The organism is Marinomonas sp. ATLA20 (assembly GCF_057180105.1).
Map to the genome: position 1 here is coordinate 177,067 of NZ_JBXUKU010000007.1, position 17,463 is coordinate 194,529.

11 protein-coding genes are annotated in these 17,463 nt (G+C 43.7%); 5 read left to right on the forward strand and 6 right to left on the reverse strand.

Features of this window, described 5'->3' with window-relative positions; translation table 11 throughout:
* Positions 1–63: 63 nt before the first annotated feature.
* On the reverse strand, positions 64–1,083 hold the full coding sequence (locus AC2A4J_RS13630; RefSeq protein WP_255829255.1) for a GlxA family transcriptional regulator: 1,020 nt from the start codon (positions 1,081–1,083) through the stop codon (positions 64–66).
* Between the two features lie 295 nt (positions 1,084–1,378).
* Here AC2A4J_RS13630 and AC2A4J_RS13635 point away from each other — a divergent pair, with 295 nt between their 5' ends.
* Together AC2A4J_RS13635 and AC2A4J_RS13640 are read left to right on the forward strand one after the other, a co-directional pair.
* Entirely contained in the window at positions 1,379–6,196 is a 4,818-nt protein-coding gene (locus AC2A4J_RS13635) for an NAD-glutamate dehydrogenase (protein ID WP_484176415.1), read from the forward strand.
* Positions 6,197–6,250: 54 nt separating this feature from the next.
* The gene (locus AC2A4J_RS13640) at positions 6,251–7,486 is read left to right on the forward strand and encodes an aspartate aminotransferase family protein (RefSeq protein WP_484176416.1); all 1,236 of its coding nucleotides are present in this window, start codon (positions 6,251–6,253) and stop codon (positions 7,484–7,486) included.
* Between the two features lie 59 nt (positions 7,487–7,545).
* Here AC2A4J_RS13640 and AC2A4J_RS13645 read toward each other — a convergent pair whose 3' ends face one another.
* Positions 7,546–8,406 carry a PhzF family phenazine biosynthesis protein gene (locus AC2A4J_RS13645; protein WP_484176417.1) on the reverse strand — a complete coding sequence of 287 codons (861 nt, stop codon included), beginning with the start codon at positions 8,404–8,406 and terminating at the stop codon, positions 7,546–7,548.
* 226 nt (positions 8,407–8,632) lie between these two features.
* On the opposite strand from AC2A4J_RS13645, the gene sbmA reads away from it, so the two are divergent.
* On the forward strand, positions 8,633–9,907 hold the full coding sequence (gene sbmA, locus AC2A4J_RS13650) for a peptide antibiotic transporter SbmA (protein WP_484176418.1): 1,275 nt from the start codon (positions 8,633–8,635) through the stop codon (positions 9,905–9,907).
* 92 nt (positions 9,908–9,999) lie between these two features.
* Here sbmA and AC2A4J_RS13655 read toward each other — a convergent pair whose 3' ends face one another.
* The 3 genes from AC2A4J_RS13655 to AC2A4J_RS13665 all read right to left on the reverse strand — a co-directional run bounded on the left by AC2A4J_RS13655 (position 10,000) and on the right by AC2A4J_RS13665 (position 14,333).
* A complete protein-coding gene (locus AC2A4J_RS13655; RefSeq protein ID WP_113916976.1) occupies positions 10,000–10,209 on the reverse strand; it encodes a hypothetical protein in 210 nt (69 codons plus the stop codon).
* A 174-nt stretch (positions 10,210–10,383) separates the two neighbouring features.
* Positions 10,384–13,314 carry a bifunctional [glutamate--ammonia ligase]-adenylyl-L-tyrosine phosphorylase/[glutamate--ammonia-ligase] adenylyltransferase gene (gene glnE / locus AC2A4J_RS13660; RefSeq protein ID WP_484176419.1) on the reverse strand — a complete coding sequence of 977 codons (2,931 nt, stop codon included), beginning with the start codon at positions 13,312–13,314 and terminating at the stop codon, positions 10,384–10,386.
* A 74-nt stretch (positions 13,315–13,388) separates the two neighbouring features.
* Entirely contained in the window at positions 13,389–14,333 is a 945-nt protein-coding gene (locus AC2A4J_RS13665; protein ID WP_484176420.1) for a CYTH domain-containing protein, read from the reverse strand.
* Positions 14,334–14,465: 132 nt separating this feature from the next.
* On the opposite strand from AC2A4J_RS13665, the gene argE reads away from it, so the two are divergent.
* Together argE and argA are read left to right on the forward strand one after the other, a co-directional pair.
* Positions 14,466–15,641 (forward strand): acetylornithine deacetylase, encoded by a 1,176-nt coding sequence (gene argE / locus AC2A4J_RS13670; RefSeq protein WP_484176421.1) that lies wholly within the window; start codon positions 14,466–14,468, stop codon positions 15,639–15,641.
* Positions 15,631–16,953 carry an amino-acid N-acetyltransferase gene (gene argA, locus AC2A4J_RS13675; protein WP_255828159.1) on the forward strand — a complete coding sequence of 441 codons (1,323 nt, stop codon included), beginning with the start codon at positions 15,631–15,633 and terminating at the stop codon, positions 16,951–16,953. The genes argE and argA overlap by 11 nt, the downstream gene beginning before the upstream one ends.
* Before the next feature lie 77 nt (positions 16,954–17,030).
* Here argA and AC2A4J_RS13680 read toward each other — a convergent pair whose 3' ends face one another.
* Positions 17,031–17,456 carry a chemotaxis protein CheW gene (locus AC2A4J_RS13680; protein ID WP_484176422.1) on the reverse strand — a complete coding sequence of 142 codons (426 nt, stop codon included), beginning with the start codon at positions 17,454–17,456 and terminating at the stop codon, positions 17,031–17,033.
* Positions 17,457–17,463 lie beyond the last annotated feature (7 nt).

Genomic DNA, 17,463 nt, shown 5'->3' on the forward strand with positions numbered 1-17,463 from the left:
CAACTTGCACAACCAAGTAGAATACAAGAATCACGCCAAGAACAATGTAACCCGTATTTTAAGTTACTTTTTCCAAAGTCGCCTCTTTTTCTTGTCCATTTGGACAGGGGCAGCGCTTTTATTGTGTATTTTATTACGTTCTTCTCTTGGTGTAATTCCAAAAAAACCTTTGTAGGTTGTACTAAAATGGGGCGCAGACCCAAATCCACACTCCAGACCAACCTCGGTAATCGCTTTATCCGTTTGGATGATCAGCTGCTTAGCATGCTGTAGGCGTAATTCAAGATAGTAGCGCGACGGCACAATATCTAAATTACTTTTAAAAAGACGCTCTAGATGTCGCCTAGAAACGCCAACATGATAAGCAATATCATCCGATGATAAGGGCTCTTGAATATTGGCTTCCATTAACTGAACAGCCTCAACAAGCTTAGGCTGACCTGTGCCTATACGAGCTTGAAGAGGTATTCTTTGCGGATCTTCATGCGTGCGAATTCTCTCACATACAAATTGCTCAGAAATACTACTAGCGAGCGTCATACCATGCTGCTTACCTATTAGAAAAAGCATCATATCCATCGCGGCTGTACCACCACTACAAGTATAACGGTCTCGATCGACTTCAAAAAGATGATTAGAAACGATCGTCTGTAAAAATTCATCTCGCAAGTTAGCCAAACTGCGCCAATGGATCGTTGCACGATAACCATCTAACAGACCAGCTTTTGCCAATAAATAGCTTCCTGTACACACACCACCAAGCCCAACCTGTTTTTTTGCTTGTTTTTTTATCCAATTTTCTAAAGTCTGACTTTCGTTTTTTATCACTGGCGATGCACCACAAACAAAAATCGCGTCTAAATCGTTTGGCGCGTCACTTGTCAGGTAGTCTGAAAGAGTTACAACCCCCGTACTTGAAGGGATCTCCCTTACTTCATGGCTAATGGTACAAAAAGAATAAAGCTCTTTTCCCGCCACCCAGTTTGCCATATGCAATGTTTCAATGGCGGAAGAAAAACCCAGCATAGAATAATGAGGCAAGAGTAAAAAGCCGTACTTTTGTGGCTTTTTACTTGCCTGCATGATTTCTCTTGATGCGAATTCGGTCTTGTACAAAATATTATCCTGCGAACTATAGGCAAAAAAGGAGTTTATTTCGTTTAAAATGGATAACAAAGGTTTTTTTCGTATTGAGCAAGACTTTTTTAGTCCAATTAACCAGACATCGCAACAATATGTCGCAATTTGATAAGTTAGTAACTATGAAAGGAGTGAAATTTTCATAATAATCATATCCAGAGTCCAAACTGAATACTTTCGCAAAATTGCATTAACTACTAGTTTTATTAAGAACACCACTCATGAGGGATGAGTTCTAATGACTGATTACAAAAAAAATGAATTGATCGAACGTGTTGAAGTAGAAATAAACGAAAACTTTAGCACAGCAGAAGCGAACAACTTGATTCAACTTACCCACCTCTACTTCCAGGACTCTTTAACGGAAGATTTGGCCAATGAATCTATCGAAAACCTATATGGCACCATTCTTTGTCTATGGGATTTCATCCAACAACGCCCAGTAAACCAACCTAAAGTTCGTGTCTACAATCCGAACTACGAAGAACATAGCTGGCAATCGACTCATACCGTTATCGAAATCCTAACGGATGACATGCCCTTCCTTGTTTCATCTTTCAATATGGCTCTGGTTCGTCTTGGCCACACTATTCATTTGACTGCGCACCCTGTGGTTCCAGTCGACCGTAACAAAAAAGGCGAGTTACAAGGCATCAACCCGTCTTCAACATCACACGAAGCCATGATGCGCTTTGAAATCGACCGTTTGTCTGATATCAACTTGCTTGATGAGATTAAAGAAGAGCTACTTAAGAGCTTAGTCGATGTGAAGAAAACCGTCGCTGATTGGCCAACAATGAAGGCTAAGTTAAGCGATATTATTAGTGAATCTGAACAACTTGCACACCTGAAAAAGAACGAAGAACATCAAGAAATTCTGGATTTCTTGCGCTGGGTTGCCAATGACCATTTCACCTTTATCGGTTTCCGCGCTTACGATCTTTCAGTGGAAGGAGACGAAACACACCTTAAATTGGTTGAAGGCTCAGGTCTGGGTACGTTCCGAGACATCAACGACAAGAAAGTAAAACGCGACATTGTTTTACGAGACAACCTTGCCAAATTGGCCGTTGATAGCAACAACATTCTTGTGTTGACCAAATCAACCGCGGTTTCTACCGTTCACCGCCCTGTCCACCTTGACTACCTTGGCGTAAAACGTTTCGATAAAAAAGGCAATGTGATTGGCGAATGGCGTTTCTTTGGCCTGTACTCTTCAGCTGCTTATATTGCTCGCTTGCAAGACATTCCACTATTGCGCAAGAAATTGAATGTCATTGTAGAAAAAGCCAATGTGGACCCAAATAGCCATAAAGGCAAAAACCTTAAGCACATCTTAAACAGCTACCCACGCGATGAGATGTTACAAGCGCCTGTTGATGAACTTTTTAGCACCATCGAAAGTATTCTAGCGATTCAAGAGCGTCGTCAGTTGCGCGTATTCCTACGCAAAGACATTTATGGTCGATTCCTAAACGCCTTAGTTTACGTGCCTCGCGATCGCTACAACACAGAATTGCGCATGAAGATGCAAGACATCTTAATGAGCGCATGTAACGGCACTAGCTCTGAATTTAATGTGCAATTCTCACAGCTTGTTTTAGCTCGTGTTAACTTCACCATTCAAATTGCCGACCCGAAACAAAGCCCAACTATCGACGCAGAAGACATCCAACGCAAAATGCAGGATGCAATGAGCTCATGGGAAGACAAACTCTTAAGTGCACTTCACAAGAGCCATGGCGAAGAAAGTGGCAATCAAATGTTCAATGATTACGTCCCTTATCTACCAGCGGCTTACCGTGAGGACTTCTCACCTAATGCGGCCGTTTTAGACATTGAACGTTTAAATCAACTGGCTGGTGAAGGCGATATCTCAACTCACATCTACCGCCAGGTTGGACAAACCAAAAACAATTACTTCTTCAAAGTATATGGCGCTGGTACAACGCTAATTTTGTCAGACGTACTACCAATTTTGGAATACATGGGGCTACGTGTACTAGAGGCTCGTCCATACGAGTTAGATCAAAATGGTGATGGCACGGCGAACACTTGGGTGGTTGAATTTGCCATCAGTGTAGACGCGGATATCAACCTTGAGAAAAACTCTCAGCGTGAAGCCTTTCAAGATGCCTTCAGCCAAGTATTCAGCCGCCGCGTTGAAAATGACCGTTTCAACGCCTTGGTGCTAAGCGCTTCCTTGACATGGCGTCAAGTGACCATGTTACGAGCGCTGACCAAGTACTTGATGCAACTACAAATCCCTTTCTCTTTGCAATACATGCAACAAACCTTAGAGAAAAATGCTGGCATCGCTCGCCTATTGGTTCAACTATTCGAACAGCGCTTCGACCCGAGCCAAGAAGCAAAACGAGATGAAAAAGTACAAAAGCTACTTGAGAAAATCGATCTAGAATTGGACCAAGTTGCCAACTTGGATGAAGACCGCATTCTGAAACACTACCTTTCTGTGATTCAAGCCATGCTGCGCACAAACTTCTACCAAGCAGGGGCTGAAGGCGAAGTAAAAGACTACGTTTCTTTCAAACTGGACCCTTCTCAAATTCCAGCCGTACCACTACCAAGACCGAAGTTCGAAATATTCGTTTATGCACCTTGGGTAGAAGGTATTCACATGCGTGGCGGTAAAGTCGCTCGTGGTGGCTTGCGCTGGTCTGACCGAATGGAAGATTTCCGTACTGAAGTACTTGGCCTAGTAAAAGCACAAATGGTGAAAAACGCCGTTATCGTACCATCTGGTGCAAAAGGTGGTTTCGTTGCCAAACAGCTTAAAAAGAACGCCTCTCGCGAAGAAGTACAAGCAGAAGTTATCCACTGCTACACCACTTTCATTAGCGGTTTGCTAGACATTACTGACAACCTAGTGCAAAACCAAGTGGTTCCTCCACTATCCGTACTTCGTTACGACGAAGACGACCCGTACTTAGTCGTCGCAGCCGATAAAGGAACCGCCACCTTCTCTGACTTAGCAAACAGTATTTCTGCGAAATATGGTTTCTGGTTAGGCGATGCCTTTGCTTCTGGCGGGTCTAACGGTTACGACCATAAGAAAATGGGCATCACGGCTCGCGGCGCTTGGGAATCGGTTAAACGCCAATTTAAAGAAATCGGCATTGATTGCCAAACCACAGACTTTACCGCAGTTGGCGTCGGTGACATGGCAGGTGACGTCTTTGGTAACGGTATGCTGTTATCGAAGCATACGTGCCTTATCGCGGCATTTAACCACATGCATATCTTTATCGACCCAACGCCAGATGCAGCAACATCTTTTGTCGAACGTGAGCGTATGTTCAAACTGCCTCGCTCCTCCTGGGAAGATTACAACAAAGAGCTTATTTCTAAAGGCGGCGGCATTTTCAATCGCTCTGCGAAATCCATACCGATCAATGCGGATATTCGCAAAGCCTTGGGCATCGAGGGTAATATCAAATCCATGGCGCCAACTGATTTGATCAACGCCATTCTGAAAGCACCAGTAGACCTACTTTGGAACGGCGGTATCGGCACCTACGTTAAATCCGAAGGCGAGTCCCATGCCGATGCAGGCGACAGCGCTAACAACGGATTACGCGTAAATGGTAAAGAGCTACGTTGCAAAATCGTTGGTGAAGGAGGCAACCTAGGTTTAACACAGCTCGGTCGTATTGAATTCGCTCAAAAAGGCGGTTTAATCAGCACTGATGCGATAGATAACTCTGCGGGTGTAGACAGCTCCGATCACGAAGTAAACATTAAGATCTTACTTAACCGCGTGGTCGAGAACGGTGACCTGACCGAGAAGCAACGTAATAGCTTACTTGCAGAAATGACCGACGAAGTGGGTAAATTGGTTTTACGCCACAACCGTGGCCAAAGTCATGTGTTGTCTTTGGCAAATGCACAAGCACCAGAACGTTTAACAGATCATTGGCGTTTGATTCAATCTCTTGTCCGTGAAGGTCGTTTGAATCGTGAAATCGAGTACTTGCCAAGCGATACACAAATCAAAAAACGCTTAAACAAAGGTTTAGGCTTAGCGCGTCCAGAAATTTCTGTCCTTCTAGCTTATTCAAAAATCAAACTGTCTGAGCAATTAGTAGAAGACGGTATTGGCGAAGACGTCGATTTGACCACTCAAATCAATGAATACTTCCCAACCCAGCTAACCAAGCACTTCGGCGGCCAAATGGCGTCACATCCGTTGATTCAAGAAATCATCGCAGGACATGTGACAAACAATCTAGGCAACCGCATGGGGCCAACGTTCAGCACTTACATGCAAGAAGAAACTGGTGCGACTTCTTTGAATGTCGTGCGTGCTTACATGGCAGCGGAAGACATTTTTGGTATTCCAGCACTTTGGGATGCAATCAACGAACTAGACTTTACCGTCTCTAACACGGTTTTAAATAGTTTGCTGATTCGTATTCAAGGACTTCTGGAGCGAGCAACCCTTTGGCTATTGCGCAACACTCGCGAAAGTTTGTCTATTCAGCGCTTGAAGGACACTTATAAACCAGGTGTCGAAGTGATTAGAGCCAATATGCAGGCAATTTTGACTGAGTCCAGTCAAGCGCATCTGGCCGATATTGCTGCCAACCTGGTTGAGCAAAACATCCCTGCAGAGGTAGCGGAAAGACTATCGTCTCTACATTACCTATTCTACGGATTAGACATTATTCGCGTAGCGGCAAATACCGATACCGAAGTACTGGATGTTGCTCAAACCTATTTCGCCCTTGAAATGGATCTAGAGTTGCATTGGTTGCGTCATAAAGTCAGTGAACTATCCGCTGACGATATGTGGCAGCGTCGTGCAAAAGCGGGTCTAGGCGACGAAGTGGATAATAGCTTAAGAACCCTCACCCAAGAAGTCATTCAATCCAGTGTCGACATCAAGAAACTGGAACAACGTTTGAGTCACTGGCGCGAATCAAATAACGACAGCATCAAGCATTACCGTGCGACTTTTAGTGAAATAAAAGCCGAAAGCGAATTAACACTTGCTATGGTAACTGTCGCTATTCGTGAGTTGAGAAATCTGATATAAACCAACTGGTGGCCGCCATTGCGGCCACCTATTTTTAAGAGGTCTTTTTTTAGGATGGATAGAAAAGTGACGCAACAAGTAACGAGAGCAACTTTTGACGAAGTAATGACGCCTAACTATGCACCTTCTGCGATTATTCCAGTGCGTGGCGAAGGCTCTCGCATATGGGACAAAGAAGGCAAAGAATACATCGATTTTGCAGGCGGCATTGCCGTTACTGCATTGGGTCATTCACATCCGACTCTAGTCGATGTTATGCGCGAGCAAGCTGGACAACTTTGGCATTTATCCAATGTTATGACTAACGAACCAGCGCTACGATTGGCTAAAAAATTGACTGAAAAAACCTTTGCTGACCGAGTCTTCTTTGCAAACAGTGGCGCAGAAGCCAACGAAGCGGCTTTTAAACTCGCTCGTCGTTACGCGTTTGATAATTTTGGCCCAGAAAAGCACGAAATTATCGCCTTTTATAAATCTTTCCATGGTCGTACCTTGTTTACCGTTTCTGTAGGCGGACAAGCAAAATACAAAGAAGGTTTTGAGCCGACGCCAGGTGGTATCAAACATTGTGACTACAATGATATTGAGCAACTTAAAGCGATTATTAGCGATAAAACTTGTGCCGTTGTTATGGAGCCAATTCAAGGTGAAGGCGGAATCATCCCTGCTGACGTTGAATTTGCTAAGCAAGTACGTGAATTGTGTGATCAATACAATGCATTGCTGGTTTATGACGAAGTCCAATCTGGTGTAGGCCGTACAGGCACCCTATACGCTTACGAACAACTTGGCGTAAAACCAGATGTGTTAACAACCGCAAAAGCATTGGGTAACGGCTTCCCTGTTGGCGCCATGTTAGCCACAGAAAAAGCAGCAAAAAGCTTAGCTTTTGGCACTCATGGCAGCACCTATGGTGGCAACCCAATGGCTTGTGCCATCGCTGAAGCGGTCATTGATATTATAGATACCCCTGAAGTACTCGGCGGTGTTGAAAAGCGTCATGACCTTTTTGTTGAAGGACTAAAAGCCATTAACGAAAAATACCATGTCTTTAAAGACATTCGTGGCATGGGACTACTAATCGGTGCCGAAATGGTGGATAGCCTGACAGGTAAAGCCGGTGAGATTATTAAAGCCGCAGCAGAAGAAGGCTTATTTGCCCTAGTCGCTGGTCCAAACGTATTACGTTTAGCTCCGTCTTTGATCATTCCAGAGCAAGACATTGCCGAAGGACTTTCTCGACTTGATAAAGCCATCGCAACAGTAGTGGCAAACAACAAAGCAGCTTAAGTCATTCAGTACTAAATGAAATATTTAAAAATCGGACTTAGGTCCGATTTTTTTATGCCTCAAAAATTAATAGAAAACACTTTATCAAGCACCCCTTCTCCTCCAACTTGAACCTGAGTTATCAACTCATTTTCTGTTGTTAATTGAGTCACTAGTCGCGATGGCATTCCCATTGCCCGTCCTTGTTCAAAAATAGCCTGCTGATAACCAAAATGACGATGCAAATAACAGACAAGCGCGCCACTCGAACTGCCGGTAGCCGATTCTTCAGGAATGCCCACTGCAGGGGCAAAATTTCGACAACTTGCCGTATAAAGTGCTTCTGATGGGTTCATTTCAAATACGTGAAATCCGACATATTGATGCTGCTGACAAAAATGCGTTATCGCATCATTATCAATTTCAAGGCAATCCAGCACGCCATAAGGAACAGGAACCATCAGATCAGTCAAGCCAGTAGAAATAGCTTGAATAGGCAAACCTGTTTGAGTAATCAGTAATGGTTGAATACCTAACATAGGTGCGACCTCTTGAGCACCATGTTCGGCAAACCAAGTTGGTAAACTTTGACTCATTAAGACATCACCGTTTAATGCCACGTCGACGGCTAACACACCCGATTTCGTTTCTTGCCTATAACTACCAGCCGAAATACACTGTAAATGATGCAACAACCAAAACACACTCAGAGTCGCATGGCCGCAGAAATCGACTTCTACAGTTGGAGTAAAGAAAGACACCTGAAAATCAGCTTTATCGCTTTGGCCAACAAAAGCGGTTTCTGACACACCGACTTGCTTAGCAATAGACTGCTTTTGCAAATCCGTTAGCATATCCGCGTTTAAAACCACGCCGGCTAAGTTTCCACCTTTTCCAGCAATAGAAAAGGCTCGGACTAAATACACCTCAACTTGTGTCATATAACCTCCCTATTATCTTAAGCTTGTAATATAGTGTCTTATTATAATTAAAATGACTCATTAATTAATTAATGAATTATCGCCTTTTTTGCTGATTCCAGTATCGGCATTTGATTGTCATTATCACCTCACTGGTTTAAGCTCCGATCATTCGCCATTAACTAATCCTGCGTATATCAATGGCTTACTCACCTAAACCGATTAACCAACATAGAGAAACAACAACGTGTTTCAATCTTTCTTTCCTAAACCCAAGCTCTTTTTTCTCAGTTTTGTCATCTGGGCACTTGTATGTGTCATTGGCTGGTATTTAGAACTCCAAGATTTAGGCAGCGTATTAAGCCTTGGCTCTTTATTCGGCGTACATTTTCCAGAAGCATTAGCCGAAGGTGCTGATGCCGCCGTCCAAGCCGCCTTTCAAAGCACCCAAGAAACAGCGTTAAACGTATGGCTCTATCAATACATAGCAGTGTGTTATGGGTTATTTATTGGGATCTGGATGGTCTACGGTGGACATAAATGGGCAAAATGGTCAGTGATGGGGTCTGGCTTAATTATTTTTGCTACTTGGTTCAGCGTACAACTTAGCGTCATGCTGAATGGTTGGTATGGCGATTTTTATAACCTAATTCAAAAGGCCTTAACAACGCCAAACTCAATCACTATGGAGGAATATTTCTCCCAAGTTTATGCTTTCTCCGGGATTGCTGCCGTCAGCATCACCCTTGCAGTTTTCAAAAACTTCTTTGTGAGCCATTATATCTTCCGCTGGAGAACCTCTATGACGGAATATTACTCTTCGAAATGGCAACAAGTTAGGCACATTGAAGGGGCATCACAGCGTATTCAAGAAGACACCATGCGCTTTGCCAGCATAATGGAAGGCCTTGGAGTACGTTTAATAAGCTCAGTTATGACTTTGCTTGCTTTTTTACCTGTATTGTGGGGACTTTCTTCCTATGTCAAAGAGCTTCCCTTTATCGGTGAAGTACCACAGGCACTCGTTTTTACCGCATTATTTTGGTCTATTATCGGGACGGTGCTTCTTGCGGTAGCAGGTATCAAGCTCCCTGGCTTGGAATTTAAAAATCAACGAGTTGAGGCGGCATACCGAAAAGAACTGGTATACGGTGAAGATAGAGAAGACAGAGCAGAGCCAGCGACATTAAAAGAACTGTTTAGCTATGTACGTAAAAACTACTTCACTCTCTACTTTAACTACTTATATTTTAACGTGGTTCGTTACGGTTACCTTCAGGCAGGTGTTTTAGTACCATTAATAGCACTCGGTCCATCTATCGTTGCTGGCGCCATCACTTTTGGGATATTTCAACAAATCAATAATGCGTTCAACCAAGTAGAAAATTCCTTCCAATACTTGGTCAACTCTTGGACAACTATTGTAGAGCTACTCTCTATCTACAAGCGTCTAAAAGCCTTTGAAGCGGTTATCGACAATCAACCACTACCAGAAGAAGATCAAAACTTTATCGGAACGTAGAATTTAAGCGTCTTGCAGTTCTATTTACATAATAAAAAGCCCCGCTTACCTGACGGGGCTTTCGTTTTTTTTTGCAACCTTAAACAATAAGGTCAAACGTTAATGTTGATATTCTGGCCTAGGTTATCGGTTGTCGTATGTGATCCACTGCTTGCCGCAGGCGTCACGTTTTTTGCAGCTTCCGCCAATAGCTCAAGATTTTGCTGACCTTGCTGCTCTTGGGCAGTCTTGGCTAAGTTAGCGCTGTAGACTTCGCTCGCATAATCCATCGCAGGACTACTCACACCATTAATGCTTGGCATTTTTCCTCCTATCAATTATCAATCATAAGCCTGTAATAATGAGCTACACTGTTTATCTATTAAACAAAATTTTCGCTCAAAATGGCATCAATGAATTAAGTATAGCGATACTTTGATCAATTTACGAACACCTTTTTGTAAAGCTTAGCTAACGAATTAAAACAAAAACAACGCCTAGATTTTGCCATCATTAACAAAGCTATCCCAATACTGGCTCACTAGGTTTTGGTTATCCACCAAGGTATCTTTTTGCACGACTCTGCCTTGTTGCTGCAAGCTCAATCGGTGAGTCAGAGACCGATAAAGCGTGTAAGTATCGGTCATTTTTTCAGCTTGTTCAGCACCAATTAAACCAACTTCGGCTGCCGTCTCCAGCTGACGCACATTATCGGAAAATCGCATCAATTCCGGGTATTTGCATGACCAAGCCAATACTAAATATTGCACCATGAATTCAATATCAATAATGCCACCAGCGCCTTGTTTAAGGTCAAAACCTTTCTCTTTACCGCCAGTATCAAGATGAGCGCGCATTTTCTCACGCATTTTAATCACTTCTGCTTTAAGTTCACTTCGATCTCGAACCGAAGCTATTATCTCTTTACGACAATCTTCGAATTTGATTAGTAAATTAGCCTCTCCAGCCAATCCACGGGAACGCGTCAACGCTTGGTGCTCCCAAACCCAGGCTTCTTTTTGTTGATAATCTTTAAAAGCTTCTAAACTAGAAACCAACAAACCAGAGTTACCTGAAGGTCGTAAACGCATGTCGACTTCATACAAGCGACCAGCAGCGGTAAAGCTGGTTATCATGTGAATTAAACGTTGGCCGAGACGCGTATAAAAAGTGAGATTGTCGATACTGCGATCGCCGTCTGTACTACCATTTGCCTGTGCATCATGGATAAACACCAGATCTAGGTCTGAGTCGTAGCCAAGCTCCCAACCACCGGATTTCCCATAACCAATAATCGCCAACTGCGGCGTGGAAGCCACTTCCCCTTGGCTTACTGGAAAGCCGTGTTTCTTGGTTAAATACTGCCACGATTGCATCAAAACCTGATCCAATAGCACTTCCGCCAACCAGGTTAAGTGATCACTTACTTTCATTACAGGTAGTATTTCTGTTATGTCACAGGCCGCAATACGCAAAATGATAGAACGCCTAAAACGACGCATTGCGTCCATCTGTGCTTCTTCATCATCTTCGGGCAAACGCAATAAGATCAGTCGCAACTCTTCCGCCAGCATGGTTTTATCCGGTGGCGAAAAGAGTGTATTAGCGTCTAGTAGTTCATCCAACAACGCAGGTGTCGTTGAAATTGCCTCGGTAAACCACACACTTTCACGACATAGACGAATAAGATGCGTCAGCGCGGTTTGGTTTTCACACAACAAAACCAAATACGCAGTACGGCGCAACACCGCTTCGAGAATTGGGAAAACGCGCTCTAACACGAGATCTGGATTAGCTTCGTCTGTTAATTTAGTGATCAAAGCTGCTAAAAACACAGCCAGTCGTTCATGCCCTATCGGCTGCATAAATACTACGGTACGGGAACTGAGCAATTGAGAAATTCGTGAAATGCTCGCTTCTTGATCTTGCCAGGCAATCAACTCTATCGCGTCTTGTATGGCCTCTCGGTCTTCTGGATGCTTAATCAGCAAGCGCCATGTTTCCTGACTTTTAACTTCCTCACTGCTCTCATGACCATCGTCGATCAATGCCACAAAAGAGCGATGTACATTTTTCCGGACCTCCCAAAGCCGCTTATCCAAAGCTTCCCAGGAAGGAAAGCCGACCATCAAGGCAATGCGTGTACGTGCTCTATCACCTTCAGGCAATAGCTGGGTTTGTTCGTCATTCACAGATTGCAACGCATGCTCGGTACGACGTAAAAGCAAATACGCCTCACGTAATTGATCCATTTCTTCAACAGGTAAATAATCCTGCTGGGCAAGGTAAGGCAATACTTTCAGTAAGGCTGGCGTTTGCAAGCCTTGATCTCGGCCTCCGTGTAAAATCTGTAAAGCTTGAGCAATAAACTCTACTTCACGAATACCACCTTCGCCTAATTTTATATTGTGTTCTATTCCTTTGCGGCGTACTTCTTTGGCAATCATTTGTTTTAGATCGCGCAGCGCACCTATCGCACCAAAATCAAGGTATTTACGATAGACGAAGGGTTTTCGCAAGGCTTCAAATTCACGAACATCCAAAGCATCACCCGCCATAACGCGGGCTTTGATCATGGCATAGCGCTCCCAATCTCTGCCTTGGTCTTGGTAATAGTTCTCTAAAGAATCCATATTTAAAACCAAAGCACCGGACTGGCCAAACGGCCGTAAGCGCATGTCTACTCGAAAAACAAAACCATCAGCGTTAACCTGATCCAAATGCTGAATCAGTTTTTGCCCTAACTTTGTAAAGTATTCTTGGTGTGTCAGACTTTTCTTTCCACCTTGGGTATCACCGTGCTCACGAAAAGCGAAAATCAAATCGATATCGGAAGACAGGTTTAACTCGTTGCCCCCCAACTTCCCCATGCCAATCACAATCATTGACTGAGGTTGGTTGTTGCTATCCAATGCCTGACCGTACAAAGCAAGGTAGTGCTGCGTTGTCCATTGCAGGCTGGCATTCACACAAGCATCAGCCAAAGCACTTAAACGCGACGTCAGCTCGGTCAATGAAAGCCGCTGCTGAATATCAAAGGCAATCAAGCGCACCATCCACCATTGTCGATATAAACGTAAACGCTTAATAAAACTCACTTCATCCAATGGCTCTAATGATTTTGTTGGGCAAGCGCTCGCTTCACATGAAAAAAAAGCCTCGCCAGCCATCAAAGCTTCTTTAGATGGTTTTTCTGGTAGCGCTTTAAGCACCAGCAAATCATCTAGCCAATGGGGAAATCGTATAAACTGCTGATGCAAATACTCGCTCAACATCCACAAGGGCTCTAACGTGTCAATTTGCTCTTGGCTTAATACTTCAAGGCTGTGTCTTTCTCGGGCGTCATGGACGTGCTCTAGTAGCAAAGCACGAGATGAGGATTGCTCACAAAATATCGCGTAGTTCGGGTTCAAATGCGGAGGTGTCACAAGGCTTCCTTACAAAATCTTCTTTTTATTTTTCATACAGTAATGTCATACAGCAACCGCCGTCAAAAAATCCATCACACTTGTTTATTTAACCATTGCCCAACCAATAACATAGTCATGCCAATTTGAGTCATACCCGCTAAGTTTTTCAACAATAAATCGTCTTCCACAATTAATTGCTGCTCTAACTTTGCGTCTAAGCTATTGAGCTCTTGCGCTAACGCTGATGGCACACACGCTTGTAATTGAGCCATGGAATGACGCACTGGTTGCATTAGGGCTTCGTCTTTCATGAAATACATTGCTTCCCAATAGACTAGCCATACCTCGTACCAATAAGCGGCTAACTCTAATGAATTTGACGTATTATCAGGCTTCTCAGGAAACTCTATCTGTCCGTATTTTAAACGCACGCCTTTTTGCGCCTTGGAAACAATACTAACCTGAACAGGAACTCGCTCTGCAAGTTGCAAAGCAAACTGGTACAAACCAGCCTCATCACCGTCTTTTAGTTCCAGCTCTAACTCACAAATGGCATCCTCGCCATAGGGAGAGGTAACCAGACCTTGATCACAAACCACTTCCATTTTGGTTTCTTGGGATTGGATATTCCAAACTTGTCGCTCAAAGTCAGTACGATAAACTTCGATTAATTTGCTACTCCAAGTCATACCTTGCAATGATTCCGGTAAAGGCACATCACCTAATAACGACAAATCCAATTGGTCGCTGGGGACAAACCACTCCCATTCACCACGAGCATGCATACCAATGCGGTTGCTGCCTCGCGTTTTTACAGTTTGAATAAACTTATTATTGACAGCGCGAATGCGTAACGCCATACCGCCTTGCATCAGCTCAGCGTCTTCCGTATCAAAATAGGCATTCATCAAAGCCAATGTAGGTTGACGAGATTGATCATCAGAATCAGAAGATGCACAAATTCCATCAAGAAAATCACTTGCGGACTTGAGATACTCCGACTGAAGCATTAACTTTAGCTCTAGCTCGGTAGCCATAATATACGAACCTCTAAAACCTTTGCTGTTGAGCAAACAGCAAAGAAAAAATAATGTGCGAGCAAGTGTACCAGATGCCTAGCGTACAGTAGTAATATTCGCTAATAACTCGGATTCAAGGAACTCCTTTATATGCCCGCACTTCCTTCGCTCATTAGTATGATGACCCAATTAATTGCATCGCCTTCTATCAGTTGTAGTCAAGCTCATTGGGATCAGTCAAATAAAGGCGTCATTCAATTGCTTGAAAGTTGGCTTAGCTCCCAAGGCTTTCAATGTGAAGTTATGCCTTTGCCGGACCAGCCCAACAAATTCAATCTGATTGCGACTCTAGGAAGTGGCGACGGTGGTTTGGTGCTATCAGGCCACACGGATACCGTTCCTTACGATAAAGGCCGTTGGAAATCAGATCCGTTCAAGTTGGAAGAAAGAGAGCAAAAACTTTACGGCCTTGGCAGCTGTGATATGAAAGGCTTCTTCGCCATTGTGATCGATACTGTTCGACAAATGCAGCTATCCAATTTAAAGCAGCCACTGATTATTCTGGCCACTGCGGACGAAGAAAGCTCAATGTCTGGCGCAAGAGCCTTGGTTGAACAAGGATCATTAAAAGCTCAATATGCCTTGATTGGTGAGCCTACCTCCTTAACTCCTATTTATGCTCACAAAGGCATCATGATGGAGCGTATTCAAGTAACAGGCCAATCTGGCCACTCTTCAAACCCATCATTGGGTAATAATGCCCTAGATGCCATGCATGATGTCATGTCAGAATTGATGTTATTTCGCCAGCAACTTAAAGCAAACTATCGAGATGCGAGCTTTGTGATTGATTACCCAACCATGAACTTTGGCTGTATCCATGGCGGTGACAACCCAAACCGTATTTGTGGGCGCTGTGAACTGGAATTTGATTTGCGGGCTCTACCAGGTATGAGCAATCAAGCATTAATGGCCGAGATTGCTGAGATATTGCCTCGCATCGAAGAAAAAACGGGAACAAAAATTCAGTTAAATAGTTTATTTCCTGATGTTCCGTCTTTTTATACATCGACCGAATCGGATATCATAAAAGCCTGCGAGACCTTAACCAATCGTCAGGCAAGTACTGTAGCGTTTGCAACGGAAGGTTCCTTCCTAAATCAAATGGGAATGGAAACCTTAATTTTAGGGCCGGGCTCTATCGATCAAGCCCATCAGCCAAATGAATTTATGGCACTGAATCAAATTCAACCTATGCAAGAGGTAATTCGCGGTCTAATCGAGCGTTTTTGCCTTCAATTAAACGAGCCAAAAAATGAGGAATAGCGTGACAGAAGAATTCAATTATGTGGACTGGTTCCGCCATTCTTCCCCCTATATCAATGCCCATAGGGGAAAAACCTTTGTCATATTGATTCCAGGTGAAGCCGTCGAATGCGCTCACTTTTCAAGTATTATTCACGATCTTGCCTTGCTGGACTCATTGGGAATTCGACTTGTTTTAGTTCAAGGTGCACGTCCACAAATAAGCCGCGTATTAGCTAACAAACAAATAGTCAGTCGTGTTGAAGATGATTACCGCGTCACACCACAAGATCAGCTTTTGGATATTATTCAAGCCTCTGCAGCAGTGCGTGTTCAACTGGAAGCCCAACTGTCTATGGGGCTATCAAATACGCCAATGGATGGCGCAAGACTTAAAGTATGTAGTGGTAACTACGTTATCGCCAGACCACTAGGCGTCGTTGATGGCATTGATTACGGTCATACAGGTGAAGTACGCCGCATTGACACAGAAGCCATTTTTCGCCTGCTTGAAGATGACAACATGGTGCTTTTGCCCCATCTTGGCTTTTCACCAACCGGTGAAGTCTTTAACTTAAAAAGTGAAGACGTAGCGATCCAAGCAGCCATCCAGCTAAAAGCTGACAAGCTTATTGTTTACGCTGAAGAAGAAGGCGTCTTTAAAAGCGATGGTGAGCTTTATTCTGAGCTATTAACCAAAGACGCAGAAGCCATTCTGAAAGAAAAGTCTCTCTCCAGCATTACCCACGCAGCGTTAGATGCCTGCGTGCAAGCTGTTCGCAAAGGCGTACCGAGAGCACATTTGATTTCATACAATGAAAATGGCGGCTTACTACAAGAACTCTTCACCCGTGAAGGTTCAGGCACCATGATTGATGAAGATAGCTATGAACAACTGCGCCCAGCTCACATTGATGATGTTGGCGGTATGATGGCATTGCTAGCTCCACTGGAAGAGAAAGGTGTCTTGGTAAGACGATCTCGCGAACTATTAGAGAACGAAATAGATCGCTTTATTGTCATTGAACGAGATGGCGCCATTGTCGCCTGCGCAGCGCTTTACCCATTTGAACAAGAATATTCGGGGGAGTTAGCCTGTTTAGCAGTATCGCCAGATTATAGAGGCTCTAATCGTGGTGAACGCTTACTAAAAGGCATAGAACAAGTCGCTAAACGTCAAAATCTAACCATGCTTTTCTTATTAACCACACGAACAGCTCATTGGTTTATTGAGCGAGGATTTAGCGAAACAACATTGGCAAGTTTACCAACGCAAAAACAGGCTTTGTACAACTACCAACGCAACTCAAAAATCTTCTCGAAACAGCTTTAATATCGACGTATTGCGTAGCTCTCACTAGAACCAGCAAGCCAATGGTTAATCATAGGCTTGCTGGTTCTAACGTTAGGCTAATCAAGGGCAGCGCAGAACTCATTGAACTCGACTAAGATGTAAAGATCGCTATCCTGCTGGATAGTCCCATGAATACAGTCATGATCTCGATATTCAAGGCCATGGGTATCATTGTTTTCAGGAATATCCATAATACGCTCCACAGCCTCTACTCGAATTCCAAAATAGCCCGTGGGTAAATCCAGTACAATAATATGACCTTCTTCTTCACACTCAGCTGGGTCTAAATTCAGTAAATGACTGCCATACAGTACTGTCACCATATTACCGCGTACATCAATCATCCCCTCAACGCCTTCATCAGCACCAGGTATAGGAGCAGGAGACTGATAGCTCAGTACTTCTTTAACAGTTGAAATGGGGTGTACATAACGCTCACTACCCAAACGAAAGCAAATCCCCTTCTCTACCAATTGCTCCACAATCCGC

Bases quoted from the DNA above. Each gene is read 5' to 3' on its own strand.
- AC2A4J_RS13630 (WP_255829255.1), bottom strand. From the start codon at position 1,083: ATGCAGGCAAGTAAAAAGCCACAAAAGTACGGCTTTTTACTCTTGCCT.
- AC2A4J_RS13635 (WP_484176415.1), top strand. From the start codon at position 1,379: ATGACTGATTACAAAAAAAATGAATTGATCGAACGTGTTGAAGTAGAA.
- AC2A4J_RS13640 (WP_484176416.1), top strand. From the start codon at position 6,251: ATGGATAGAAAAGTGACGCAACAAGTAACGAGAGCAACTTTTGACGAA.
- AC2A4J_RS13645 (WP_484176417.1), bottom strand. From the start codon at position 8,406: ATGACACAAGTTGAGGTGTATTTAGTCCGAGCCTTTTCTATTGCTGGA.
- AC2A4J_RS13655 (WP_113916976.1), bottom strand. From the start codon at position 10,209: ATGCCAAGCATTAATGGTGTGAGTAGTCCTGCGATGGATTATGCGAGC.
- AC2A4J_RS13665 (WP_484176420.1), bottom strand. From the start codon at position 14,333: ATGGCTACCGAGCTAGAGCTAAAGTTAATGCTTCAGTCGGAGTATCTC.
- argE (WP_484176421.1), top strand. From the start codon at position 14,466: ATGCCCGCACTTCCTTCGCTCATTAGTATGATGACCCAATTAATTGCA.
- argA (WP_255828159.1), top strand. From the start codon at position 15,631: ATGAGGAATAGCGTGACAGAAGAATTCAATTATGTGGACTGGTTCCGC.